The sequence below is a fragment of the Enterobacter sp. 50793107 genome (assembly GCF_001463365.1).
Lineage (GTDB): Bacteria > Pseudomonadota > Gammaproteobacteria > Enterobacterales > Enterobacteriaceae > Enterobacter > Enterobacter cloacae.
In genome coordinates, this window is the sequence record NZ_LNII01000018.1 from 1 (window position 1) to 21,134 (window position 21,134).

The following is a 21,134-nucleotide window of genomic DNA, read 5'->3' on the forward strand; positions in this document are numbered from 1 at the left end:
TGGCAGGTTACAGGGCAGAAAGGCAGTGTTTACACTGGCACTATCAGGCAAGCAGCATCAGGCACAGACGGGTTCTGTCATACCTGAGTCTGGCAGAAGAAGTCATCCGGCATGAGCCCGGGAAAGTGAGACGCCTGAATATAGTTAACGAGATGAAAAAGCTGGGAAAAGAGTACAGTAATATGGTCATGGTGGCATGACCATATTACTGGGGATCCCTCAGCCCGGTGGGAGAGGGTTAGGATGAGGGCATCAGACCGCACCATTCCCGGCTATTACGCTGCCCGCTCATCCCGGTTCGCCATTACTTTTGGCGTATTCACCTCTATCCAGTCCGCCAGCGCGGCCACTTTCTCGCTCACCTCTACGCCAAGCGGCGTCAGGCTATACTCAACGTGCGGCGGTACAACAGGATACGAAACGCGATCGACAAAACCGTCATGCTCCAGTGCCTGCAGCGACTGGGCCAGCATCTTCTCGCTCACGCCGCCCATTTTACGGCGCAGATCGCTGAAGCGATGCGTTCCCTCACGTAGCGCCACCAAGATCAGAACTCCCCAGCGGCTGGTGACATGTTTGAGCACCTCTCTGGACGGGCACTGCTCCGCGAAGAGATTACCATCGCGCATTTGTTCGCTGAGTGTCGGTATCGTCATTTAATACTTACCTTTTTGTACGTACTTACTAAAAGTTAGTTATGGTGCTAGTGTGCCACAACACCAGACAAACACGAAGGAGATTGATCATGATCGCGATTACCGGCGCTACCGGCCAGCTTGGCCGCCTCGTTATCGAACAGCTGTTAAAAACCGTCCCGGCAAACCAGATTGTCGCCATTGTGCGTAACCCGGCGAAAGCGGAAGCCCTGAGCCAGCAGGGTATTGTGGTTCGTCAGGGCGATTACACCGACCAGGCCGCGTTGACCACGGCGCTGAAGGGAGTGGAGAAACTGCTGCTGATCTCATCCAGCGAAGTGGGTCAGCGCGCCACGCAGCACCAGAACGTCATCAACGCTGCCAAAGCGGCTGGCGTGACATTTATCGCCTACACCAGCCTGCTGCATGCGGATAACTCACCGCTGGGCCTGCACGTTGAGCATGTTGCTACGGAAAAAGCGCTGGCAACATCCGGCATTCCTTATGCCCTGCTGCGCAACGGCTGGTATACCGAAAACTACCTGGCGAGCGCGCCGCCTGCGCTGGAACACGGCGTGTTTATCGGTGCCGCAGGTGAAGGCAAAATCGCCTCAGCCACCCGTGCGGATTACGCGGCGGCGGCGGCAAAAGTGGTTTCGGAAGAGGGCCACGCTGGCAAGGTCTATGAACTGGCAGGCGACAGCGCGTGGACGCTGAGCGAACTGGCGGCTGAACTCAGCAAGCAGAGCGGTAAACCGGTGGTTTATCAAAACATGAGCGAAGCGGATTTCGCCGCTGCGCTGAAGAGTGTCGGCCTGCCTGCCGGGCTGGCGGATATGCTGGCGGACTCTGATGTGGGCGCATCTAAAGGCGGGCTCTTTGACGATAGCCATACGCTGAGCAAACTGATTGGGCGACCAACGACCTCTCTGGCGGAGAGCGTCAAGGCCATCCTGTAATTGTTACGGATTGGTTATTTTTTGTGGCATCCCCTCGGGTCATCTCTGATAATGAAGCGATGACCCACGAGGAGGCTCACCGTGCAAGGCGTACCGGAACAATTTAGCGATGAGAGAGACAGCGCGCGCTTTCGCCATCTGGCGCAGTTGCCGGGTCTGGAACTTTATCACGCGCATATCGCTGACTACGCCTTTGAGCCTCACACGCATGAAGCCTTCGGCATCGGCACCATCGAAACCGGTGCCGAGCGCTTTCGCTATCGCGGTACCCAGCACCTGGCCGCTGAAAAATCCGTTGTCACCATGAACCCGGACGAGATCCACACCGGTGAATCGGCCACCGAGGGCGGCTGGCGCTACCGGATGGTTTACATCGAACCCGCTTTACTGGAAGAGGTGACTGGCCTGCGCCACTGGTGGTTTAGCGACGTTACCCGCCACGACCCTCTGCGTTCGCAGCAAATCGGCCAGCTGATCTACGGCCTGTGGCATACCCAGGACCCGCTTGCGCAAAAAGGACTGCTGCTGGATCTGATTGAGACCTTCCAGCCGTTGGCCCATCACGCTCCAATAATTAAGGAAGGCGCGCACCGGTTCGAACGGGTACGCGAGTATCTGCACGACAACTACATGCACGCCGTGACGCTGGACGAGTTGGCCAACGTGGTTTCTCTCAGCCCTTACCATTTTCAGCGCCAGTTTAAAGCCCATTTCCACGTCACGCCGCACCAGATGCTGATGGCTATTCGTCTGTGGCGCGCCAAAGGCTTCCTTACGCACGGTATGCCCGCCGCCGAAGTGGCCGCCGCGACCGGGCTGACCGACCAGTCGCATTTAACCCGCGCGTTTACCCGCCGCTACGGGATTACGCCCGTCCGCTACCAGAAACAAGTTATCGGGCGCTGATGCGCAATCTCATACAATACGCGCGCAATCCCCCCTTCTACACTGAGTACAAAGTCAATTGATGTGGATGGAATAATGATTAGTGGCGTGTTGTATGCCCTGCTGGCAGGGCTGATGTGGGGGCTGATTTTTGTCGGCCCGCTGATTGTGCCCGAGTATCCGGCGGCCCTGCAGTCAACCGGACGCTATCTGGCGCTGGGGCTGATTGCCCTGCCGCTGGCCTGGCTCGGTCGTACGCGTTTACGCCAGCTCAACCGCCAGGACTGGATGACCGCGCTGGCGCTGACCATGATGGGCAACCTTATCTATTACGTCTGCCTGGCGAGCGCCATTCAGCGTACCGGCGCGCCGGTATCGACCATGATTATCGGCACGCTGCCTGTCGTTATCCCCGTCTTTGCGAACCTGCTGTACAGCCAGCGCGATGGCAAACTGGCATGGTCAAAAATGGTACCCGCGCTGATCTGCACGGGCGTCGGGCTGGTCTGTGTGAATATTGCCGAGCTTCGCCACGGGCTCGCTGATTTCAGCGTCTGGCGTTACGGCTCGGGGATCGGTTTAGCGTTTATTTCGGTCGCCTGCTGGGCCTGGTATGCCCTGCGTAATGCGCGATGGTTGCGGGAGAACCCGGATAAGCATCCGATGATGTGGGCAACGGCACAGGCGCTGGTAACGCTGCCAGTCTCGCTGGTGGGCTATGCCGGGGCGTGCCTCTGGTCTGCGCAGCAACAGCCGGACTTCGCCCTCCCTTTCGGGCCGCGGCCGTGGGTCTTTGTCGGGCTGATGATCGCTATCGCTGTGCTCTGTTCCTGGGTGGGTGCGCTGTGCTGGAATATCGCCAGCCAGAAACTGCCCACGGTGATCTTAGGGCCGCTGATTGTCTTCGAAACGCTGGCCGGGCTGCTGTACACCTTCCTGATGCGCCAGAGCGTACCGCCGCTGTTAACGGCCTGCGGAATAGTGCTGCTGGTGATGGGGGTAGTGATGGCGGTAAGAGCGAAGCCGGAAAAACCGATGGTCGTTCCGGCGTCGGAAATGTGAGGCGTTTGCAGGGCCTGCAAAAACGTAGGCCCGGTCAGGCGTAGCCGCCTCCGGGCAAGCTTTTAAAACGTTTCCCAGTTGGCTTCAGACGCAGAAGCAACGGGCTGCGTTTTTGGCGCATAGGTTTTCGCCGGAGCCGCCTTCACTGCCTGGCTGCGGGCAATTTTAAACACTGCCACCGCGTCGTTCAGGCGTGCCGCCTGGTCTTCCAGCGCGGCCGCTGCGGCCGCAGACTCTTCCACCAGCGAGGCGTTCTGTTGGGTAACACGATCCATCTCTGCCACCGCCTGGCCCACCTGGTCGATACCGCGGCTCTGTTCATCAGACGCAGAGGCAATTTCACCCATAATGTCGGTGACGCGAGTCACGGCGTTAACAATCTCCGCCATGGTGGCCCCGGCTTCGTTCACCAGCTGCGAGCCTGCGTTAACCCGCTCACCAGAGTCATCAATCAGCGCTTTGATCTCTTTCGCCGCCTGGGCGCTGCGCTGAGCGAGCGTACGCACTTCTCCGGCTACCACCGCAAAGCCACGCCCCTGCTCACCTGCGCGCGCCGCTTCAACTGCCGCGTTAAGAGCCAGGATGTTCGTCTGGAAGGCAATGCCGTCAATGACATTGGTAATTTGCGCAATTTTGCTGGAACTGGTGGCGATTTCGTCCATGGTGCGCACCACGCCTTCTACAACGTTACCGCCCTTCTTCGCCGTTGAAGAGGCATCAAGCGCCAGACGGGAAGCCTGACGGGCATTGTCGGCGTTTTGTTTCACCGTTGCCGTCAGCTGCTCCATACTGGCAGCCGTCTCTTCCAGCGAGGCAGCCTGCTGCTCGGTACGGGAAGAGAGATCGTTACTGCCCGCAGAGATTTCCCCCGCACCGGTGTAAATGGTATCCGCACCTTCACGAACCACGCCCACGGTGTTTGCCAGCGCGGTTTGCATCTCCTGGACGTTTTGCGCCAGCACGGCCATCTCGTTTTTACCCTCTGCATGGATCGGCTGGGTTAAATCACCGGCGGCAATGGCGCGGATATGACTTATCACATCCTGCAGCGGCAACAGCAGCACGCGGCGCATGGCAATCCAGCTGGAGATAATCACGATAATTACCAGCAGCATAACCGCAGAGAGGATCCACAGGATACGCTTGTAATCACTTTCGTTATCTTTGATACCTTTATCCGTAAGCACGGCCTGGGCTTCACGCCATTCCCGGTAAACGTTTTGCATCGCGGTCTGTTTCTGCTCTGCATTCTGCTTGAACATCTCTTCCAGATTGCCCTGAGAGAGCAAAACGTTCATTTGGGTCAGCGTCGCGGAGTAATTGCGGTACTGCTCTTCCAGGCGATTTGCCAGATTGGGATCCAGCCCTGGGGTATTCGGCAAAGCATAGTATTTGTCGTAATGAGACTGGGCATTGGCCAGCAGGTTTTTCGCCGTGTTTACCAGCTCATTGAGCTGTCCGCCGTTAATCTGCGATGCCATACTGCTTTGCAGACGCAGCATGCCGCGGTTCAGGGTGACGCGCGCCTGGTTCAGGCTGATCCATGCATCGGTAAACTCCGCCACGTTCTTGCTGGATAGCTGCGACACGGTGAAATTGTCTTTATCGTTATTCAGCGCGTTGATAAAGATACCGGCGGAAACGAGTTGCATGATGCCGAGCACAAGCAGCACCGAAATCAAAAGGGTAATGACTTTTATACGTTTAAACATGCGTTGCCTTTGTAATATGCAGGTTTGTCTGACGTGGGTATATCGGCAGGCGCGGCGGGTTGTTTACTGTTTCTCCACGTTAAAAAAGTTTCTAAAGTTATTTTCTGCATTCATTCAGTGAGTTAAACACGCTAATTTTTTGTGACTTACATCTCATTTTCACCCTTGCCTCTAAAGGGTTATAGCGCCGCCTTAAAGATGTATTTAATATACATCTTATATTCTTGATGATGAGGTAACTGCTATGGCCTTCCGCGACCAACCACTCGGCGAGCTGGCGCTCTCCATCCCTCGCGCTTCTGCGCTGTTTCGTAAATACGACATGGATTACTGTTGCGGCGGTAAGCAAACTCTGGCACGTGCGGCCTCGCGCAAAGAGCTGGATGTAGAGGTTATTGAAGCGGAGCTGGCTCTGCTGGCAGAGCAACCCATCGACAAAGAGTGGCGCACGGCCCCGCTTGCCAAAATCATCGACCACATTATCGTGCGTTACCACGATCGCCACCGCGAACAACTGCCGGAGCTGATCCTGCAGGCCACCAAAGTTGAACGTGTGCACGCCGACAAGCCTTCCGTGCCGCGCGGCCTGGCGAAATACCTGACCATGCTGCATGAAGAACTCACCAGCCACATGATGAAAGAAGAGCAGATCCTCTTCCCGATGATTAAACAGGGAATGGGCAGCCAGGCGATGGGGCCAATTAGCGTGATGGAAAGCGAACATGACGACGCGGGTGAACTGCTGGAAGTCATCAAACACACGACCAATAACGTCACGCCGCCGCCAGAAGCCTGCACCACATGGAAAGCGATGTACAACGGCATTAACGAGATGATCGATGACCTGATGGAACACATCAGTCTTGAGAATAACGTTCTGTTCCCGCGTGCATTAGCGGGTGAATAAAAAAGGCCACTGAAGCCTGATGCCCTCACCCGGCCCTCTCCCACGGGGAGAGGGTGCAAAAACTAAAAACGGCAACCGAAGTTGCCGTTTTGCTTTTACCTTACGCCTGCCATTCGTTTCTTACCAATGAACAGCCAGCCCAATCCCAGGGCAATGAACCACAGCGGCGTGACGATCAGCGCCTGACGGGTGTCATCTTCCAGCGTCAGCAGAACCAGAACGAACGCGAAGAACGCCATGCACACCCAGCACATCAGCTTGCCCAGCGGCATCTTATAGATCGATTTCTCATGCAGATGCGGACGCTGTTTACGATACACCAGGTACGAACAAAGGATGATCGTCCAGACGAACATAAACAGGATCGCCGAAACGGTGGTGATCATGGTGAACGCACCGATAACGCTCGGGTTCACGTAGAGCATTACCACCCCACCCAACAGGCACATGCAGGAGAACGTCAGCCCTTTCGCCGGAACAGCACGCTTAGAGAGCTTCGCGAACGCGCTCGGCGCAACGCCTTCCTGCGCCAGGCCAAACAGCATGCGGCTGGTTGAGAACACACCGCTGTTCGCCGATGACGCTGCAGATGTCAGCACCACGAAGTTAATCAGGCTCGCTGCTGCAGGCAGTCCCACCAGCACGAACAGTTCAACAAATGGGCTCTTGCTTGGCACAACCGAGCTCCACGGCGTTACGGACATAATAATGATCAACGCGAAGACGTAGAACATGATGATACGAACCGGAATGGAGTTGATTGCACGCGGCAGGGATTTTTCCGGGTCTTTGGTTTCCGCAGCGGTGGTTCCCACAAGCTCAATCCCCACAAAGGCAAATACCGCAATCTGGAAGCCGGCAAAGAAGCCGCTGATGCCTTTCGGGAACCAGCCGCCGTCATTCCACAGATGGGTAAACGAAGCCTGTACGCCAGTTGGCGACTGGAAGTGCGTCAGCACCATTACCAGGCCCACCACAATCAGCGCCACAATAGCGACAATCTTGATCATCGCGAACCAGAACTCCATCTCACCGAACATCTTAACGGTGGCGAGGTTGAGGCTCAGCAGCAGAATAATCACCGCCAGCGAGGCGACCCAGTCCGACAGCCCCGGGAACCAGAACTGCGCATAGGCAGTAATGGCGACGACATCCGCCATGCCGGTTACGACCCAGCAGAACCAGTAGGTCCAGCCGGTGAAATAACCCGCCCAGGGACCGAGCAGGTCGGAAGCAAAATCGCTGAAAGATTTGTATTCGAGGTTGGAGAGCAGCAATTCACCCATTGCACGCATCACAAAAAAGAGCATAAAACCGATGATCATATAAACAAAAATGATCGACGGCCCGGCAAGACTGATGGTTTTGCCTGAGCCCATAAACAGCCCGGTACCGATGGCACCCCCGATGGCGATAAGCTGAATATGACGGTTTGTGAGATTGCGCCGTAGCGACTGTTCAGACGTCGCCTCTTCTGTCGCGGCGACTTTGACCTGATCTACCATGTAATTTTCCTGTTTATGCCTGTCTGTGTTGTTAAGGCTCTTCTGGCCTTTAAAAACGTCAAATAAATGACGGTCCCTTTGTAAGGGTTTATCGATATTAGGTAAGAATCGGCGGGATGAATACTATGATTTAGATATTATGTTAATAATATGTTGGAAGTGAGTGTCATATCACTCATACAGCGCGAAACAGCTCACAAAAATACACGCAACAGTTTCGTTTGCAAGATAAAATATTGATTCCGTCGTAACTATAGGTTTTAACACTATTTTCCTCTCCCCGGACGGAGAGAGGAAATAAGAAAAGCCGATTACAGGATTTCCAGCAGCTCGACTTCAAACACCAGGGTGCTGAATGGTGGGATGGACGCACCAGCGCCACGCTCACCGTACGCCAGGTTGTGTGGGATAGTCAGTTCCCATTTGGAGCCGACTGGCATCAGGGTCAGAGCCTCAATCCAGCCTGCGATAACGCCGTTAACCGGGAATTCAGCCGGTTCGCCGCGTGCAACAGAGCTGTCGAACACGGTACCGTCGATCAGCTTACCGGTGTAGTGTACGCGAACGTGGTCAGTGCGTGCCGGGATAGCGCCGTCGCCCTGGTTGATCACGCGGAACTGCAGGCCAGACTCGGTGCTGTTCACGCCTTCACGCTCACGGTTCTCTTCCAGATATTTCACACCTTCTGCCGCCATCTCTTCGAAGCGCGCGCGACGCACAGCGTCCGCACGTTCGTGGATTTCACGCAGCGCACGGTGCACAACATCAACCGGAACGGCTGGCTGTTTGCCTTCCAGCGCGTCAGCGATACCCGCCACCAGCGCTTCTGGTAACAGACCTTCCAGGCCGGATTCGCTCAGTTGCTGTCCTACCTGCAAGCCGATACCGTAACTTGCCTGCGCTTCGATAGTGTCAAAAGTCGGGGTGGTCATGGGTTTTCCTTCCATCACATTTAAAGTAGCGGGCAGCATAGCAGCCATGCCCTTATGGGTAAAACTTTGTCTGAAGTTAAGGTGACAAACTGCGACGAAACAGAAACAATAGAGGTAACCAGGATTAATCCCGAATGGATGTCACGGATGTCGGGTTTGCTACGCCGTTCAGGCAGTTAGCGAACTATACTTCGGAGCACAGGATAAAAAAGACGCGGAGCAGGAGGAGAGCCATGCCCGGGCGATTTGAACTGAAACCTACCCTGGCGAAAATCTGGCATGCGCCGGACAATTTTCGCATTATGGACCCGCTACCTCCTCTGCATCGCAGAGGGATTATCATAGGCGCGCTGCTGATGATCGTCGGTTTCCTGCTCCCTTCTGGCGGCGATAATGTCGACACCGCACCGGTCACCCGCAATGCGCAACTGGATCTTCAGTCGCAAACGCGCCCGCAGCCTGACACGCAACCCATGCAGACACAGCTTGTGACGCCGTCTAACGATCCGGGACAGGTTGCACCGGTTGAGCCAGAGCCTATTCAGGAAGAACAGCCGCAGGAGCAGGCCGCAGCCCCGTCTGAACCCCAGACGCAGCAGCCAACCGGCATTGAGCAGCAATGGCGTTCCTACCGCGTGGAGGCGGGCAAAACGCTTGCCCAGCTGTTCCGCGACCATAACCTGCCGCCAACCGATGTCTATGCGATGGCTCAGGTAGAAGGTGCGGGCAAGCCGCTCAGTAACCTGCAGAACGGCCAGATGGTGCAGATCCGCCAGAATGCCAGCGGCGTGGTCACCGGGCTAACGATTGATACGGGAAATGGCCAACAGGTGCTGTTTACCCGCCAGCCAGACGGCAGTTTTATCAGAGCACGGTAATGGCGTAGGCCGGGTAAGGCGAAGCCGCCACCCGGCACTTTTGTTCTCAGGCACTCCGTTTATTCACCCACCAGATCCCCGAGCAGACCAGCACCAGCGCAATCGCGTATTTAATCTCAAGGATGTTTTCGCCGAGGAAAATAGCGGACAGTACCGTCCCGGTGACGGGAATCACAAAGTTGAACGGGGCAATCATACTGACGCGGTTCACTTTCAGTAGCGCGCTCCACAGGGCGAAGGCGACGGATGAGAGCAACGTCAGATACCCTAATACCGCCACCGCGGTAAGGCTATGCACCTCCAGCGTCCCGCCCGTTGCATATCCCCCTGCCACCAGCGCAAGACCACCAATGCCCAGCTGCCAGCCGGTCATCACCGTGGGATCAACCGTCTGAGAAATCCGTTTGCCGTAAAGCGTGGCGGCGGAGAGGATGAACGCCGCCAGCACCACAAACCCGTCACCATTCCAGACAAAGCGGAAATCACGAATACCACTGTGGAAATTCACCAGCATCACCCCGGCAAACCCCAGAATACAGCCCAGCGTTTTGTTATAGCTGAGCTTGTCGTTGTGGTAGATAAAATGCGCCAGCAGTACGCTGAAGAAGGTGCCGGTGGCGTTCATGATCGAGCCATTAACGCCCGTGGTGTATGCCAGCCCGATATAAAAGAAGGTGTACTGAATGGTGGTCTGCGTCAGTCCCAGGATCGTAAGCTGGCCAAACTGCGTGGGCGTGAGCCTGGCGATGGGTTTACGCTGTGCCAGCGCAAAAAGCAGCAGCAGTGCTCCGGCAAACAGAAAACGGTATCCGGCAAAGACGACTTTTGACGGGATATCATCGGTTGCGATCTGAAAGAGTTCATAGCCACTTTTAATGGCCGGGTAAGAGCTACCCCAGAGCAGACAGCAGAGTGTGGCGCAGGCGTAGGCCACATTGCGACGGGCAAAGACAGGCGTAGACAGAGCGGTTTCCATGGCAAATCTCAAAGATAAAATTGCGTTTCATTTTATTATCAGAGAATGCGTCAGGAATCGCGACCATACAAGCTAAAAGAGAGGTTCGTCAGGTTTTAAAAAGCAAAACGCCGGCACAAGGCCGGCGCTTCGACGCGAGCAGAGTAAAAAATTACTCAGCTACAACGTTAACAACCAGTTTAGCGAACACTTCGCTGTGAACCTGGAAGTCAACTTCGTGCTCACCAGTGGTACGCAGAACGCCGTTCGGCAGACGAACTTCGCTCTTAGCCACTTTAACGCCTGCTGCAGAAACTGCATCAGCGATATCGCGGGTACCGATGGAACCGAACAGTTTACCTTCGTCGCCAGCTTTGGAAGCGATGGTAACAGTGCCCAGTGCGTTGATTGCTTCAGCGCGAGCGTTAGCAGCCGCCAGAACGTCAGCCAGTTTGGCTTCCAGTTCAGCACGACGTGCTTCGAAAAACTCTACGTTTTTCTTGGTAGCAGGAACAGCTTTACCCTGTGGAACCAGGAAGTTACGAGCGTAGCCCGCTTTAACGTTTACCTGATCACCCAGGCTGCCCAGGTTTGCTACTTTATCAAGCAGAATAACTTGCATTACCTTATCCTCTTAAAGTCGTATTAATGGACCGTGCCCGATTACTGATGACGATCAGTGTACGGCAGCAGAGACAGGTAGCGAGCGCGTTTGATAGCGCGAGCCAGCTGACGCTGGTATTTTGCACGAGTACCGGTGATACGGCTTGGGACAATCTTACCGCTTTCGGTGATGTAGTTTTTCAGCGTTGCGATATCTTTATAGTCGATCTCTTGAACGCCTTCCGCGGTGAAACGGCAGAACTTGCGACGACGGAAATAACGTGCCATATGGCTAGTCTCCAGAATCTATCAAATCAATCTGCTCGGCATGCAGAACCATTTTGCTCAGACCGTTCTTTGCCTTGTGGCAAGAGATGAACCCCTGAACGATTACTGCACTACCGACCGTTAAACTGTGAGTAATGGCCTGGTTTTCGTGTCCGCTAATGATAACGGGCATTTGGCACCACGCCTGCCGGTGAAACCCGGCTTCCTCTTGCACAGAACGATGCTCAAGCACGAACTGGCAATGCGGAATTCCTGATGGACTGACCTTTCGAAGGGGAGCCCTGCATACGATGCCGGACAACGCCAGACGGTTGGTCATCAGAAATTACTCTTCAGAATCCCCAGCATCAGAATCATCTGCGGTTTCGTTTGCGAAATCATCGCGACGCTCACGGCGCTCGTCTTTCGCTTTAACCATCGGAGATGCTTCGGTAACTGCGTGTTTGGTACGCATAACCATGCTGCGGATAACGGCATCGTTGAAGCGGAAGGTAGTTTCCAGCTCATCGATCACTTCCTGCGGAGCTTCAACGTTCATCAGAACGTAGTGTGCTTTGTGCAGTTTGTTGATCGGGTAAGCCAGCTGACGGCGGCCCCAGTCTTCCAGACGGTGGATCGTACCTTCTGCACCAGTGATGGCAGCAGAGTAACGCTCGATCATACCCGGAACCTGTTCGCTCTGGTCAGGATGGACCATAAAAACGATTTCGTAATGACGCATCGAATTGCTCCTTACGGATTATTCAGCCTCCTGTCTGGGTCAGCCGAGGCCCGGGGAGGCAAGGAACGTGTTAAAGGTCGGCTGAAAAATTGACGCGTCATAATACTTGCGCCCCCCAGGAAACTCAAGCTGATTGCACAAATAATTCGCACAAACCGCAAAGCTGGTCTAAGTGGGTGATTTAAAATTAACCACATCAGGAAGCGTTGTTTTTTTGAACAACTGCATCAGAAATGGTCACGCATCCTCGCTGGATAAGTGATTACACTTTAATCAGAGACCATATAAATACCGGAGGGGAGCAAACAACCGTCTCACAGCACGCAGTCGTGGAGCGCATATCATGAAAAAAATCGCAATTGCCGTAATGGCTGCGCTTTTGCTCAGTGCAAACGCGATGGCAGCCATCAAGATAGACAGCCGACAGGCCAGAAACATGGATGATGTGCAGAGCTTAGGCGTTATTTACATCAATCACCATTTCGCCACAGAGAGCGAAGCAGATCAGGCGCTTAATAAAGAAACCGATGCTCAGGGGGCAAATTACTACCACGTTATTCTGATGCGTGAGCCCGGCAGCAACGGCAACATGCACGCCAGTGCAGATATTTACCGATAACGCTTTGACGCTAGCACCAGGAAAGCTAACAAAAAGAATATAGCCATCGTTTTACTTGCCCCCTGCCCGGGGGCTTTTTTTTATGAATGGCTCTGAAATACCACCGGTTACAACTGTTTTCGGTATTCCAGAGCACTTATTCACTTCTGCCCGTAATAGGCGTTTGGACCGTGCTTGCGCATGAAATGCTTGTTCATCAGGTAATCATCAATGCCCTGAAGCTGTGGGTTGATGCCGCGAGCAATCCACGCCATGCGTGCCACCTCCTCCATGACTACCGCGTTATGGACAGCGTCATGCGCATCTTTTCCCCAGGCGAACGGACCGTGCTGATAGACCACAATGCCCGGCGTATGCAGCGGTTCGCTCTCACCCAGCGTTTCGATAATGACGTTGCCGGTGTTGAGCTCGTACTCGCCTTCCACTTCGGTCTGCGTGAGTGCCCGCGTGCACGGAATGTCACCAAAGAAGTAGTCCGCATGCGTGGTTCCCAGAGCCGGAATGGCCCGCCCCGCCTGTGCCCAGGCTGTGGCATGCGTAGAGTGCGTATGCACTACGCCGCCCAGAGAAGGGTAACGCCGGTAGAGCGCCAGATGGGTGGCTGTATCTGAAGAAGGGCGCCATTTGCCGTCGACAACGTTACCCTCAAGATCAACCACCACCATATCGTCAGGGCTCATAGCGTCATATGCCACGCCGCTGGGCTTAATCACCACGAGTCCCTGCTCTCGGTCGATAGCACTGACGTTTCCCCAGGTGAAGGTCACCAGCCCATAGCGCGGGAGATCCATATTAGCGTCAAAGACCTGCTGCTTAAGCTTAAGCATATTCAGCCTCCAGTAAGCCGGCCCGTGCCATACGTTCCCGTACCCAGTCGCGAGCGTTAGCCACTTCACCTGCCGGGTCATCTGACGTTTCGCTCCACATCTCAATCAGGTAAGGTCCGCAATACCCCGCCTGTTTGAGCGTCTGGAAGCACCGTTCGAAGTCCACCACCCCGGTGCCGAACGGAACGTTTTTGAATACCCCAGGACGTGTATCTTTGACATGAACCGCGACGATATGGCCCATCCCCGCCAGCAGTTCCATTTGTACGTCGTTATCCCACGCCGACAGGTTGCCGATATCAGGATAGAGCTGGAACCACGGATTGTTCAGGTAATGCGCGTAGCCCAGCGCCTTGCTGATCGAGTTCATTAACGGATAGTCCATGATCTCCATCGCCAGCGTCACCTGCGCGCGGCTAGCCATTTCAACGCTCTCTTTCAGGCCATCACGAAAACGACGACGCGTTTCGTCATTGGCTTCCTGATAGTAAACGTCATACCCGGCAAGCTGTATCACGCGAATACCGACATCCTGCGCAAAACGAATGGCTTTACGCATGATCTCCAGCCCCTGCGCGCGCACCGTATCATCTTCACTGCCAAGCGGAAAACGGCGGTGGGCACTGAGGCACATAGACGGCACGCGTACGCCCGTTTCGGCGACCGCACTCACCAGCGCCAGACGCTGCTCCTGGCTCCAGTCGAGGCGAGAAAGACGTTCATCGGTCTCATCCACGGACATTTCGACAAAATCGAAGCCCAACTGTTTCGCCAGTTTCAGCCGCTCCAGCCAGCACTCCCCCGCGGGGAGTGCCTTTTCATAGATGCCAAGCGGGACCTGTTTAGACAACATACCCGCTCCTTAGCCCCAAAGCTGAGCGATTGAACGTTTGAACTGACGTGCCGCTTCCACCGGAGACGCGGCATCACGAATGCTGCGACCCGCGATAAAGACGTGAATAGGGATACCTTTAAACAGCGGCAGATCTTCCAGTGCCAGGCCACCGGTAACGGTCACTTTAAAGCCCATGTCAGCAAGACGTTTAATGGCGCTGATATCCGCGTCTCCCCACGCCACGCCGGCGGCCTGCGCATCACGGCTGCGGTGATAAACGACCTGCTGAATGCCAGCATCGCGCCACGCCTGGGCCTGTTCCCAGGTCCAGAAACCGGTCAGTTCAATCTGCACATCGCCGTTGAACTCTTTCGCCACATCCAGCGCGCCTTTCGCGGTGTTGATATCTGCACAGCAGATCACAGTGACCCAGTCGGCATTGGCTTCAAAACACATGCGGGAGAGAATTTTGCCTGCATCGGCAATCTTGGCATCGGCCAGCACGATTTTATGCGGGTAGAGCGCTTTCAGATCGCGAACGGCGCGCACGCCTTCGCCTACGCACAGAATGGTGCCAACTTCGATAATATCCACCTCTTCCGCAATCAAGCGGGTGGTTTCATACGCATCGGACAGAGTCTGGTTATCCAGCGCAACCTGCAACATTGGTAATGACATTTTCAATTCCTTCTTAAACTGCCGCCGCTGTGGCGTTATCAATTAAATCCAGCACTTCCTGCTCGGTGCGGCAGGCGCGTAAACGATCAAAATTCGCTTCGTCATCAAACAGGTTAACGATCTGCATGATGCCAACCTCCTGATGGGTATTGGCATCGACGGCCGCCATGGTGATCAGGATGTCGACCGGGTCGTTATCTTCATGGTTAAACACCAAAGGCGTTTTCAGCGTTACCAGCGCGAAGCCGGTTTTCTTCACGCCCTCTTCCGGGCGACCGTGCGGCATTGCAAGGCCTGGCGCGATGACAAAATAAGGACCATGCTGCGCCACACCATCAAGAATGGCCTGGTAATACCGCGGCTCGACAACGTCAGCCTTAACCAGCAGATCCACACTCAGCTTGACCGCCTCCTGCCAGGTGCTGGCCTCAGCCTGTAAAAGGATGGAGTTATTCTCTGCCAGCGAATCACGTAGTTTCATGTGGCGTCCTTACTTCACGTCTTGTGGGAAATGCGCTTTGATCACTTCCAGCAGTTTTGGGCCGAAATCCGCAGGGGAGAGCATATTGCGTACCCCCACGACATACTTGTTGCCAGAAACGCTAATTTCACCGGCGATATGGGTAGACGCGATGATGATATCGGCGCCGTTCAGTTCACTTTTGTATTCACCCACCGCGCAGCTGTTCACCGTGTGGTCAATGTTTGACTGGGTTAAAAACTGGTCCACTTTCATCTTCATGATCATGGAGCTACCTTGCCCATTGCCACACACAGCCAGGATACGTACGGTCATAATCGAAACTCCTTAGTGAGCAGAAACTTCTGCTGTTTGTTTTTCCGCATCTTCTTCAGCTCGCAGAGAACGGCCAGCGAAGAACATATAAGCCAGAGCAATCAGGATGATGACGGCCATAAAGACCAGCCCGACGGACGCAAAGCCCTGCATCATTGGCGGTGCCAGGATTGACCAGTCCGCCATGCCCATCCAGGCGCTCATACCGGTGAGCTTGACCGCCCACACGCAACCGAAGATCTCCACCATGCCCATCACCAGACAGATCTTGAGCGCCGCGCGCCAGCCGCCAAAGTGGTTAGCAAAGACGCCAATGGTGGCGTTGGAGAAGAACATTGGGATAAAGCCAGGAATAATCAGAATGGATGAGCCGCAGCCGACCAGAATGCCTACCGCAATCAACTGGCCGATGGTGCCCCACATGAAGCCCCAGACCACCGCGTTTGGCGCAAAGCTGTAGATAGCCGCACAGTCAATGGCCAGCACCGCACCAGGAATCAGGCGTTGGGAGATCCCATTAAAGGCTTCAGACAGTTCGGCAACAAACATACGGACGCCCTGGGTAATGATGAAAATGGCTACCGCGAAGGAGAAACCGGTCTGCAGGATATAAACCGTCCAGTGCGTTTTCCCCGCCATCGCCTGCACCACATCAATCCCGAAGGAGAGCAGAATGGCGCCGAAGAAGATGGTCATCACAATGGCGGTTGAGACGATGTTGTCGTGGAAGATATTCAGCCAGCCCGGCAGCTTGAGATCTTCTACGCTGTCCTCTTTTTTACCCAGGTACGGTGCGACCTTGTAAGCGAGCCAGGCGGCGAATTGCTGCTGATGGCCGATGGAGAAACCGCAGCCGTCGGTGACCTCCTGCGTCGGCTTGTACATCATGTTGGAGGTGATACCCCAGTAGAGCGATACCAGCACGGCGGTGCAGATAACCGTGGTCCACATGGGGTAGCCGAAGATATAGAGAGACACCGCAATCAGCCCGGCCTGCTGGAACATAATGTGGCCAGTCAGCATGATGGTGCGGATGCCGGTAATGCGGCGCAGCAGAACGTAAATGATGTTCAACGCCAGCGCGAGCAGTACCGCGTACCCCACCCAACTGTAGGCATCTCCCATGCGGTCAATGGTGGCCATCATCGACGCGTAGGTGTCAGAGATGGCGCCGTTGATGCCATACACCTCCGACATCTTCGCAACCACAGGCTTAAAGGTGCTGGTCAGAATACCTGAACCCGCCTGCAACAGCATGAAACCGATGATGGTTTTGATTGTGCCTTTGATGATGACGCTGACGCTTTTGCGCAGAAGGATGTAGCCCAGGCACGTCACGATACCCAGCAAAAGCGGGGCGTTAGTCATTACCTGATTAAAGAACACGGTAAAGACGTTGTAGAGGATCTCCATAACTCTCTCCAGAAATGAGAACACGAGGGGGTAATCCCTGTTCGGTTGGTGCCATCACTCTATTAATCACAAATAATCACCACAAGATTGCATTTGATTATTTGTGACGTATCACGCAAATTATTTCCATGGTGTTAGTAATGATTTTCACTACCGATTCTCACGTATAAATTATTCCTTATAATTCATACAATTAATCATTGATAGCGGATATTCTAACAACGTAGAAATGGATTATCTGTGACATGGCGAAGATAAATTTCCTCAATTTACTCGTTGCAAACCGATTCAAAGAGTGCCAGCATTAATCACAACAAATCACCAAATGATTACTTTTGATTAAACCAGGAGTCAAAACGATGAGTAAAGTGAACACCATCACCCGTGAATCATGGATTCTGAGCACCTTCCCGGAATGGGGCAGCTGGCTGAATGAAGAGATTGAGCAGGAACAGGTTGCTCCTGGTACGTTTGCAATGTGGTGGCTGGGTTGCACCGGCATCTGGCTGAAATCCGAGGGTGGCGCCAATATTTGCGTTGATTTCTGGTGCGGTACCGGCAAACAGAGCCACGGCAATCCACTGATGAAAAAAGGTCATCAGATGCAGCGCATGGCAGGTGTAGAAAAATTGCAGCCGAACCTGCGTACCACGCCGTTTGTTCTTGATCCTTTTGCCATTCGCCAGATCGACGCCGTCCTTTCCACCCACGATCATAACGATCACATCGATGTAAACGTGGCGGCAGCGGTGATGCAAAACTGCGCGGACGACGTGCCGTTTATCGGGCCGCAGACCTGCGTGGATCTCTGGATTGGCTGGGGCGTGCCGAAAGAGCGCTGCATCGTCATGAAGCCAGGCGACGTGGTGAAAATTAAAGACATTGAAATCCACGCGCTGGACGCCTTTGACCGCACCGCGCTGATCACCCTGCCTGCTGACCAGAAAGCCGCAGGCGTCCTGCCAGACGGCATGGATGAGCGAGCAGTGAACTATCTGTTTAAAACCCCTGGCGGTTCCCTCTACCACAGCGGTGATTCTCACTACTCCAACTACTATGCGAAGCATGGTAACGAGCATCAGATTGACGTGGCGCTGGGCTCCTACGGCGAGAACCCACGCGGCATCACCGACAAAATGACCAGCGCCGATATGCTGCGCATGGCGGAAGCACTGAACACCAAAGTGGTGATTCCTTTCCACCACGATATCTGGTCAAACTTCCAGGCCGATCCGCAGGAAATCCGCGTATTGTGGGAGATGAAAAAAGACCGTCTGAAGTATGGCTTCAAGCCATTTATCTGGCAGGTAGGCGGCAAGTTCACCTGGCCGCTGGACAAAGACAATCTCGAGTATCACTACCCACGCGGTTTCGATGATTGCTTCACCATAGAGCCAGACCTGCCGTTCAAGTCATTCCTCTGATTGTGAACCCCCATCGCCAGACCTTACGTCTGGCGATTTCATATTTATTTTAGTAATTTCACGCTATTTCAAATATCATCTTTTCAAATCAATTCTTATCGGAATAGCTCATGACGGAAGCGCAACGGCATCAAATATTACTGGAACTCCTGGCGCAAACAGGGTTTATCACCGTCGAGAAAGTGATCGAACGTTTAGGGATTTCACCCGCGACGGCACGACGAGATATCAACAAGCTGGATGAGAGCGGTAAGCTGAAAAAAGTCCGTAACGGCGCGGAAGCCATCAGCCAGCAGCGCCCCCGCTGGACGCCGATGAACATCCATCAGGCGCAAAACCACGATGAAAAAGTGCGCATTGCCAGAGCCGCATCACAGCTGGTCAACCCGGGTGAGAGCGTGGTGATCAACTGCGGCTCCACGGCATTTCTGCTGGGCCGCGAGATGTGCGGTAAACCGGTGCAAATCATCACCAACTATCTGCCGCTGGCTAACTATCTTATCGATCAGGAACATGAAAGCGTGGTGATCATGGGCGGCCAGTATAATAAGAGCCAATCCATTACCCTCAGTCCCCAGGATAGCGAAAACAGCCTCTATGCCGGGCACTGGATGTTTACCAGCGGCAAAGGCCTGACCGCGGACGGGCTCTACAAAACCGACATGTTAACCGCGATGGCAGAGCAAAATATGCTTAACGTCGTGGGCAAGCTCGTCGTACTGGTCGACAGCAGCAAAGTCGGCGAGCGAGCTGGCATGTTGTTCAGCCGCGCCGAACAGATTGACATGGTGATCACCGGCAAACATGCCAATCCAGAGATCCTCCAGAAGCTGGAAGATCAGGGCGTCAAAATTCTGCGCGTTTAAAGATGCTGGCGGAAAAAGTCCACCGTCGCGTCCAGCGCCGCTGGCGTGATACGGTGGCGAACCCCCGCTTCCCACAGGCAGGTCAGGTTGCCGTCCAGCCCTTCGCGCTGTAGTGCCTGCTGGAGACGGAAGGTTTCGCCAGGGGGCACCACATCATCCGCGTCACCATGCCACAACAGCAACGGGCGATCGGCCAGACGCGATAACGCCCGGGTCACTTCCCATTCGGCCAGCAACGCATCAATCTCCGTCGCGTCTTGCGGTGGAAACAGCGTTTTTGACAATGACGTAAAATAGCCCGAGCCCATCAGGCACGCCACGGAGCTCACCTCAGGGTGGCGGGCCATGATCCCGAGCGCCGTCATTCCCCCCATCGATGCGCCGGCCACCGACAGCCGTTGATCCGCCACCAGCCCCGCCTGGTAAAGCGCATCGCGCAGCCCGGCAAATTCGGTAAGGCTACCGTGCAAAATCTGCCAGAACTGCCCAAGTCGCACCTGTTCATCACCGGTAAAACGTGCACCGTGATCGGGCGCATCCGGCATCACTACCCGAAAACCGGCCTGCGCCAGCGCCACCGCAAAGTAGCTGTAAACCAGCTTCGATGAAGTAAAGCCATGATAAAAAACCACAACAGGCAGCGGGTGTGCACTTTTTCCCGCAGGGATAGCGTGTAATATTTCATGATTGCCGAGGCGGCGAGTTTCAATTTCAATCATTGTCGACCCTGTGCTGATGAATGATTCATAATGTTGAGAACTGGATTACGCTTTCACGATATTTTCATTCGAAATATACGTACCAGATAACACTTCGGGAACATTCCCCCAAAACTAAATTCGCAGACAACTACACTATGGCTATCAGGAAACGAGATATGGTTATGCGCAGGTTTGCTACTTTATTGTTGCTGGTTCTGCTCAGTGGCTGTAGTGCACTACAGGGGACACCGCAACCCGCTCCCCCGGTCGCCGACTATCCGCAGGAGATTCGTCGTAATCAGACGGAAGGATTACAACGAATGGGTACCGTCTCCGCGCTGGTTCGCGGATCCCCGGATGACGCAGAGGAGTCAATAAAGGCGCAAGCTGCCGCCGCCAAAGCAGATTATTACGTCATCATTATGATCGATGAAACCATCATTACGGGACAGTGGTATTCACAGGCTATTTTGTACCGTAAATAACGATCTTCATTTGAACGACATTTACACTGCTTTGCGTCCATAGACATTTTCCTGTCCACAATAAACTCCATGCCCGCGACAATGGAAGTGAGTTTATTTGCGAAGGAGTGCCCGGCGGATACCGGAGAAATGTGAAATGGAGCTGACAATGAAACGAACTCTTGCTTTGACCTCTCTGTTGCTCTCAGTAGGCCTTGTGAGCACGACTGCACAGTCAGCAGAATTCGCCAGTGCTGATTGCGTCACTGGCCTTAATGAAATTGGCCAGATCTCCGTCAATAACATTTCGGGGAGCCCGCAAGATGTTGAACGTGTCGTGGCACTAAAAGCCGATGAACAGGGCGCTTCCTGGTATCGAATTATTCGGATGCAGGAAGATAACCGCAGCGATCATTGGCGCGTACAGGCTATTCTCTACGTCTAATCACCTCCGATAAAAGCCACTTAT

The 21,134-nt window shown here is 54.4% G+C and carries 26 protein-coding genes; 10 read left to right on the plus strand and 16 right to left on the minus strand.

The genetic code is table 11. The annotated features are described in order from the left end of the window. Positions 1 to 275 precede the first annotated feature (275 nt). Positions 276 to 656, minus strand: coding sequence for a helix-turn-helix domain-containing protein (locus APU11_RS03430; protein ID WP_028027891.1), 381 nt, complete (start codon positions 654 to 656; stop codon positions 276 to 278). 89 nt (positions 657 to 745) lie between these two features. Here APU11_RS03430 and APU11_RS03435 point away from each other — a divergent pair, with 89 nt between their 5' ends. From APU11_RS03435 to APU11_RS03445, 3 genes are all read left to right on the plus strand, one after another. Continuing rightward, positions 746 to 1,594 carry an SDR family oxidoreductase gene (locus APU11_RS03435; protein ID WP_058650664.1) on the plus strand — a complete coding sequence of 283 codons (849 nt, stop codon included), beginning with the start codon at positions 746 to 748 and terminating at the stop codon, positions 1,592 to 1,594. An 81-nt stretch (positions 1,595 to 1,675) separates the two neighbouring features. Beyond that, entirely contained in the window at positions 1,676 to 2,500 is an 825-nt protein-coding gene (locus tag APU11_RS03440) for an AraC family transcriptional regulator (protein ID WP_013095315.1), read from the plus strand. A 75-nt stretch (positions 2,501 to 2,575) separates the two neighbouring features. Further along, positions 2,576 to 3,541, plus strand: coding sequence for a DMT family transporter (locus tag APU11_RS03445; RefSeq protein ID WP_023619710.1), 966 nt, complete (start codon positions 2,576 to 2,578; stop codon positions 3,539 to 3,541). A 62-nt stretch (positions 3,542 to 3,603) separates the two neighbouring features. Here APU11_RS03445 and APU11_RS03450 read toward each other — a convergent pair whose 3' ends face one another. Further along, complete coding sequence (locus APU11_RS03450; protein WP_020684395.1) at positions 3,604 to 5,253, minus strand: methyl-accepting chemotaxis protein; 1,650 nt, start codon at positions 5,251 to 5,253, stop codon at positions 3,604 to 3,606. A gap of 244 nt (positions 5,254 to 5,497) precedes the next feature. On the opposite strand from APU11_RS03450, the gene ytfE reads away from it, so the two are divergent. Next, the gene (gene ytfE, locus APU11_RS03455) at positions 5,498 to 6,160 is read left to right on the plus strand and encodes an iron-sulfur cluster repair protein YtfE (protein ID WP_058650665.1); all 663 of its coding nucleotides are present in this window, start codon (positions 5,498 to 5,500) and stop codon (positions 6,158 to 6,160) included. 95 nt (positions 6,161 to 6,255) lie between these two features. Here ytfE and cycA read toward each other — a convergent pair whose 3' ends face one another. Next, on the minus strand, positions 6,256 to 7,665 hold the full coding sequence (gene cycA, locus APU11_RS03460) for a D-serine/D-alanine/glycine transporter (protein WP_023619712.1): 1,410 nt from the start codon (positions 7,663 to 7,665) through the stop codon (positions 6,256 to 6,258). A gap of 311 nt (positions 7,666 to 7,976) precedes the next feature. Further along, positions 7,977 to 8,597 carry an FKBP-type peptidyl-prolyl cis-trans isomerase gene (fklB, locus tag APU11_RS03465; protein ID WP_008502892.1) on the minus strand — a complete coding sequence of 207 codons (621 nt, stop codon included), beginning with the start codon at positions 8,595 to 8,597 and terminating at the stop codon, positions 7,977 to 7,979. A 233-nt stretch (positions 8,598 to 8,830) separates the two neighbouring features. On the opposite strand from fklB, the gene APU11_RS03470 reads away from it, so the two are divergent. Beyond that, on the plus strand, positions 8,831 to 9,475 hold the full coding sequence (locus tag APU11_RS03470; protein ID WP_058650666.1) for an OapA family protein: 645 nt from the start codon (positions 8,831 to 8,833) through the stop codon (positions 9,473 to 9,475). Positions 9,476 to 9,521: 46 nt separating this feature from the next. Here the strand turns inward: APU11_RS03470 and APU11_RS03475 are convergent, their stop codons facing one another. The 5 genes from APU11_RS03475 to rpsF all read right to left on the minus strand — a co-directional run bounded on the left by APU11_RS03475 (position 9,522) and on the right by rpsF (position 12,042). Continuing rightward, positions 9,522 to 10,451 (minus strand): DMT family transporter, encoded by a 930-nt coding sequence (locus APU11_RS03475; RefSeq protein ID WP_058650667.1) that lies wholly within the window; start codon positions 10,449 to 10,451, stop codon positions 9,522 to 9,524. Between the two features lie 151 nt (positions 10,452 to 10,602). Further along, positions 10,603 to 11,052, minus strand: coding sequence for a 50S ribosomal protein L9 (gene rplI, locus APU11_RS03480; RefSeq protein ID WP_008502894.1), 450 nt, complete (start codon positions 11,050 to 11,052; stop codon positions 10,603 to 10,605). Positions 11,053 to 11,093: 41 nt separating this feature from the next. Then, positions 11,094 to 11,321, minus strand: coding sequence for a 30S ribosomal protein S18 (gene rpsR, locus APU11_RS03485; protein ID WP_000135199.1), 228 nt, complete (start codon positions 11,319 to 11,321; stop codon positions 11,094 to 11,096). A gap of 4 nt (positions 11,322 to 11,325) precedes the next feature. Beyond that, positions 11,326 to 11,640 (minus strand): primosomal replication protein N, encoded by a 315-nt coding sequence (gene priB, locus APU11_RS03490; RefSeq protein ID WP_008502895.1) that lies wholly within the window; start codon positions 11,638 to 11,640, stop codon positions 11,326 to 11,328. A gap of 6 nt (positions 11,641 to 11,646) precedes the next feature. Continuing rightward, positions 11,647 to 12,042: a 30S ribosomal protein S6 gene (rpsF, locus tag APU11_RS03495; RefSeq protein WP_003856034.1), complete on the minus strand. Its 396-nt coding sequence runs from the start codon at positions 12,040 to 12,042 to the stop codon at positions 11,647 to 11,649. 343 nt (positions 12,043 to 12,385) lie between these two features. On the opposite strand from rpsF, the gene yjfY reads away from it, so the two are divergent. Next, positions 12,386 to 12,661 carry a DUF1471 family protein YjfY gene (yjfY, locus tag APU11_RS03500; protein ID WP_013095308.1) on the plus strand — a complete coding sequence of 92 codons (276 nt, stop codon included), beginning with the start codon at positions 12,386 to 12,388 and terminating at the stop codon, positions 12,659 to 12,661. 140 nt (positions 12,662 to 12,801) lie between these two features. Here the strand turns inward: yjfY and APU11_RS03505 are convergent, their stop codons facing one another. The 6 genes from APU11_RS03505 to ulaA are packed head-to-tail and all read right to left on the minus strand — an operon-like array spanning position 12,802 to position 17,210. Beyond that, positions 12,802 to 13,488, minus strand: coding sequence for an L-ribulose-5-phosphate 4-epimerase (locus APU11_RS03505; protein ID WP_013095307.1), 687 nt, complete (start codon positions 13,486 to 13,488; stop codon positions 12,802 to 12,804). After that, entirely contained in the window at positions 13,481 to 14,341 is an 861-nt protein-coding gene (locus tag APU11_RS03510) for an L-ribulose-5-phosphate 3-epimerase (RefSeq protein WP_013095306.1), read from the minus strand. Before APU11_RS03510 ends, APU11_RS03505 begins: the two co-directional genes overlap by 8 nt. Before the next feature lie 9 nt (positions 14,342 to 14,350). Continuing rightward, complete coding sequence (gene ulaD / locus APU11_RS03515; RefSeq protein WP_013095305.1) at positions 14,351 to 15,001, minus strand: 3-keto-L-gulonate-6-phosphate decarboxylase UlaD; 651 nt, start codon at positions 14,999 to 15,001, stop codon at positions 14,351 to 14,353. Positions 15,002 to 15,014: 13 nt separating this feature from the next. Continuing rightward, positions 15,015 to 15,482 (minus strand): PTS ascorbate transporter subunit IIA, encoded by a 468-nt coding sequence (gene ulaC / locus APU11_RS03520; protein ID WP_013095304.1) that lies wholly within the window; start codon positions 15,480 to 15,482, stop codon positions 15,015 to 15,017. 9 nt (positions 15,483 to 15,491) lie between these two features. Then, positions 15,492 to 15,797, minus strand: coding sequence for a PTS ascorbate transporter subunit IIB (gene ulaB, locus APU11_RS03525; RefSeq protein WP_004109091.1), 306 nt, complete (start codon positions 15,795 to 15,797; stop codon positions 15,492 to 15,494). Positions 15,798 to 15,809: 12 nt separating this feature from the next. After that, a complete protein-coding gene (ulaA, locus tag APU11_RS03530; RefSeq protein WP_058650668.1) occupies positions 15,810 to 17,210 on the minus strand; it encodes a PTS ascorbate transporter subunit IIC in 1,401 nt (466 codons plus the stop codon). Positions 17,211 to 17,569: 359 nt separating this feature from the next. Between ulaA and ulaG the strand changes: the two genes are divergently transcribed. Continuing rightward, positions 17,570 to 18,634, plus strand: a complete 1,065-nt coding sequence (gene ulaG / locus APU11_RS03535) for an L-ascorbate 6-phosphate lactonase (RefSeq protein WP_010427455.1) — start codon at positions 17,570 to 17,572, stop codon at positions 18,632 to 18,634. A 110-nt stretch (positions 18,635 to 18,744) separates the two neighbouring features. After that, the gene (gene ulaR / locus APU11_RS03540) at positions 18,745 to 19,500 is read left to right on the plus strand and encodes an HTH-type transcriptional regulator UlaR (RefSeq protein WP_013095301.1); all 756 of its coding nucleotides are present in this window, start codon (positions 18,745 to 18,747) and stop codon (positions 19,498 to 19,500) included. Here ulaR and yjfP read toward each other — a convergent pair. Then, a complete protein-coding gene (gene yjfP, locus APU11_RS03545; protein WP_058650669.1) occupies positions 19,497 to 20,219 on the minus strand; it encodes an esterase in 723 nt (240 codons plus the stop codon). The two genes, ulaR and yjfP, sit on opposite strands and share 4 nt — an antisense overlap. 137 nt (positions 20,220 to 20,356) lie before the next feature. On the opposite strand from yjfP, the gene bsmA reads away from it, so the two are divergent. Together bsmA and yjfN are read left to right on the plus strand one after the other, a co-directional pair. After that, a complete protein-coding gene (gene bsmA, locus APU11_RS03550; protein WP_072200357.1) occupies positions 20,357 to 20,686 on the plus strand; it encodes a biofilm peroxide resistance protein BsmA in 330 nt (109 codons plus the stop codon). A 148-nt stretch (positions 20,687 to 20,834) separates the two neighbouring features. Beyond that, positions 20,835 to 21,110 (plus strand): DUF1471 family protease activator YjfN, encoded by a 276-nt coding sequence (yjfN, locus tag APU11_RS03555; protein ID WP_141397339.1) that lies wholly within the window; start codon positions 20,835 to 20,837, stop codon positions 21,108 to 21,110. Positions 21,111 to 21,134 lie beyond the last annotated feature (24 nt).

Coding starts and splice junctions, on each gene's coding strand:
- APU11_RS03430 (WP_028027891.1), bottom strand. CDS start 656: ATGACGATACCGACACTCAGCGAACAAATGCGCGATGGTAATCTCTTC.
- APU11_RS03435 (WP_058650664.1), top strand. CDS start 746: ATGATCGCGATTACCGGCGCTACCGGCCAGCTTGGCCGCCTCGTTATC.
- APU11_RS03445 (WP_023619710.1), top strand. CDS start 2,576: ATGATTAGTGGCGTGTTGTATGCCCTGCTGGCAGGGCTGATGTGGGGG.
- APU11_RS03450 (WP_020684395.1), bottom strand. CDS start 5,253: ATGTTTAAACGTATAAAAGTCATTACCCTTTTGATTTCGGTGCTGCTT.
- ytfE (WP_058650665.1), top strand. CDS start 5,498: ATGGCCTTCCGCGACCAACCACTCGGCGAGCTGGCGCTCTCCATCCCT.
- cycA (WP_023619712.1), bottom strand. CDS start 7,665: ATGGTAGATCAGGTCAAAGTCGCCGCGACAGAAGAGGCGACGTCTGAA.
- fklB (WP_008502892.1), bottom strand. CDS start 8,597: ATGACCACCCCGACTTTTGACACTATCGAAGCGCAGGCAAGTTACGGT.
- APU11_RS03470 (WP_058650666.1), top strand. CDS start 8,831: ATGCCCGGGCGATTTGAACTGAAACCTACCCTGGCGAAAATCTGGCAT.
- APU11_RS03475 (WP_058650667.1), bottom strand. CDS start 10,451: ATGGAAACCGCTCTGTCTACGCCTGTCTTTGCCCGTCGCAATGTGGCC.
- rplI (WP_008502894.1), bottom strand. CDS start 11,052: ATGCAAGTTATTCTGCTTGATAAAGTAGCAAACCTGGGCAGCCTGGGT.
- rpsR (WP_000135199.1), bottom strand. CDS start 11,321: ATGGCACGTTATTTCCGTCGTCGCAAGTTCTGCCGTTTCACCGCGGAA.
- priB (WP_008502895.1), bottom strand. CDS start 11,640: ATGACCAACCGTCTGGCGTTGTCCGGCATCGTATGCAGGGCTCCCCTT.
- rpsF (WP_003856034.1), bottom strand. CDS start 12,042: ATGCGTCATTACGAAATCGTTTTTATGGTCCATCCTGACCAGAGCGAA.
- yjfY (WP_013095308.1), top strand. CDS start 12,386: ATGAAAAAAATCGCAATTGCCGTAATGGCTGCGCTTTTGCTCAGTGCA.
- APU11_RS03505 (WP_013095307.1), bottom strand. CDS start 13,488: ATGCTTAAGCTTAAGCAGCAGGTCTTTGACGCTAATATGGATCTCCCG.
- APU11_RS03510 (WP_013095306.1), bottom strand. CDS start 14,341: ATGTTGTCTAAACAGGTCCCGCTTGGCATCTATGAAAAGGCACTCCCC.
- ulaD (WP_013095305.1), bottom strand. CDS start 15,001: ATGTCATTACCAATGTTGCAGGTTGCGCTGGATAACCAGACTCTGTCC.
- ulaC (WP_013095304.1), bottom strand. CDS start 15,482: ATGAAACTACGTGATTCGCTGGCAGAGAATAACTCCATCCTTTTACAG.
- ulaB (WP_004109091.1), bottom strand. CDS start 15,797: ATGACCGTACGTATCCTGGCTGTGTGTGGCAATGGGCAAGGTAGCTCC.
- ulaA (WP_058650668.1), bottom strand. CDS start 17,210: ATGGAGATCCTCTACAACGTCTTTACCGTGTTCTTTAATCAGGTAATG.
- ulaG (WP_010427455.1), top strand. CDS start 17,570: ATGAGTAAAGTGAACACCATCACCCGTGAATCATGGATTCTGAGCACC.
- ulaR (WP_013095301.1), top strand. CDS start 18,745: ATGACGGAAGCGCAACGGCATCAAATATTACTGGAACTCCTGGCGCAA.
- yjfP (WP_058650669.1), bottom strand. CDS start 20,219: ATGATTGAAATTGAAACTCGCCGCCTCGGCAATCATGAAATATTACAC.
- bsmA (WP_072200357.1), top strand. CDS start 20,357: ATGGCTATCAGGAAACGAGATATGGTTATGCGCAGGTTTGCTACTTTA.
- yjfN (WP_141397339.1), top strand. CDS start 20,835: ATGAAACGAACTCTTGCTTTGACCTCTCTGTTGCTCTCAGTAGGCCTT.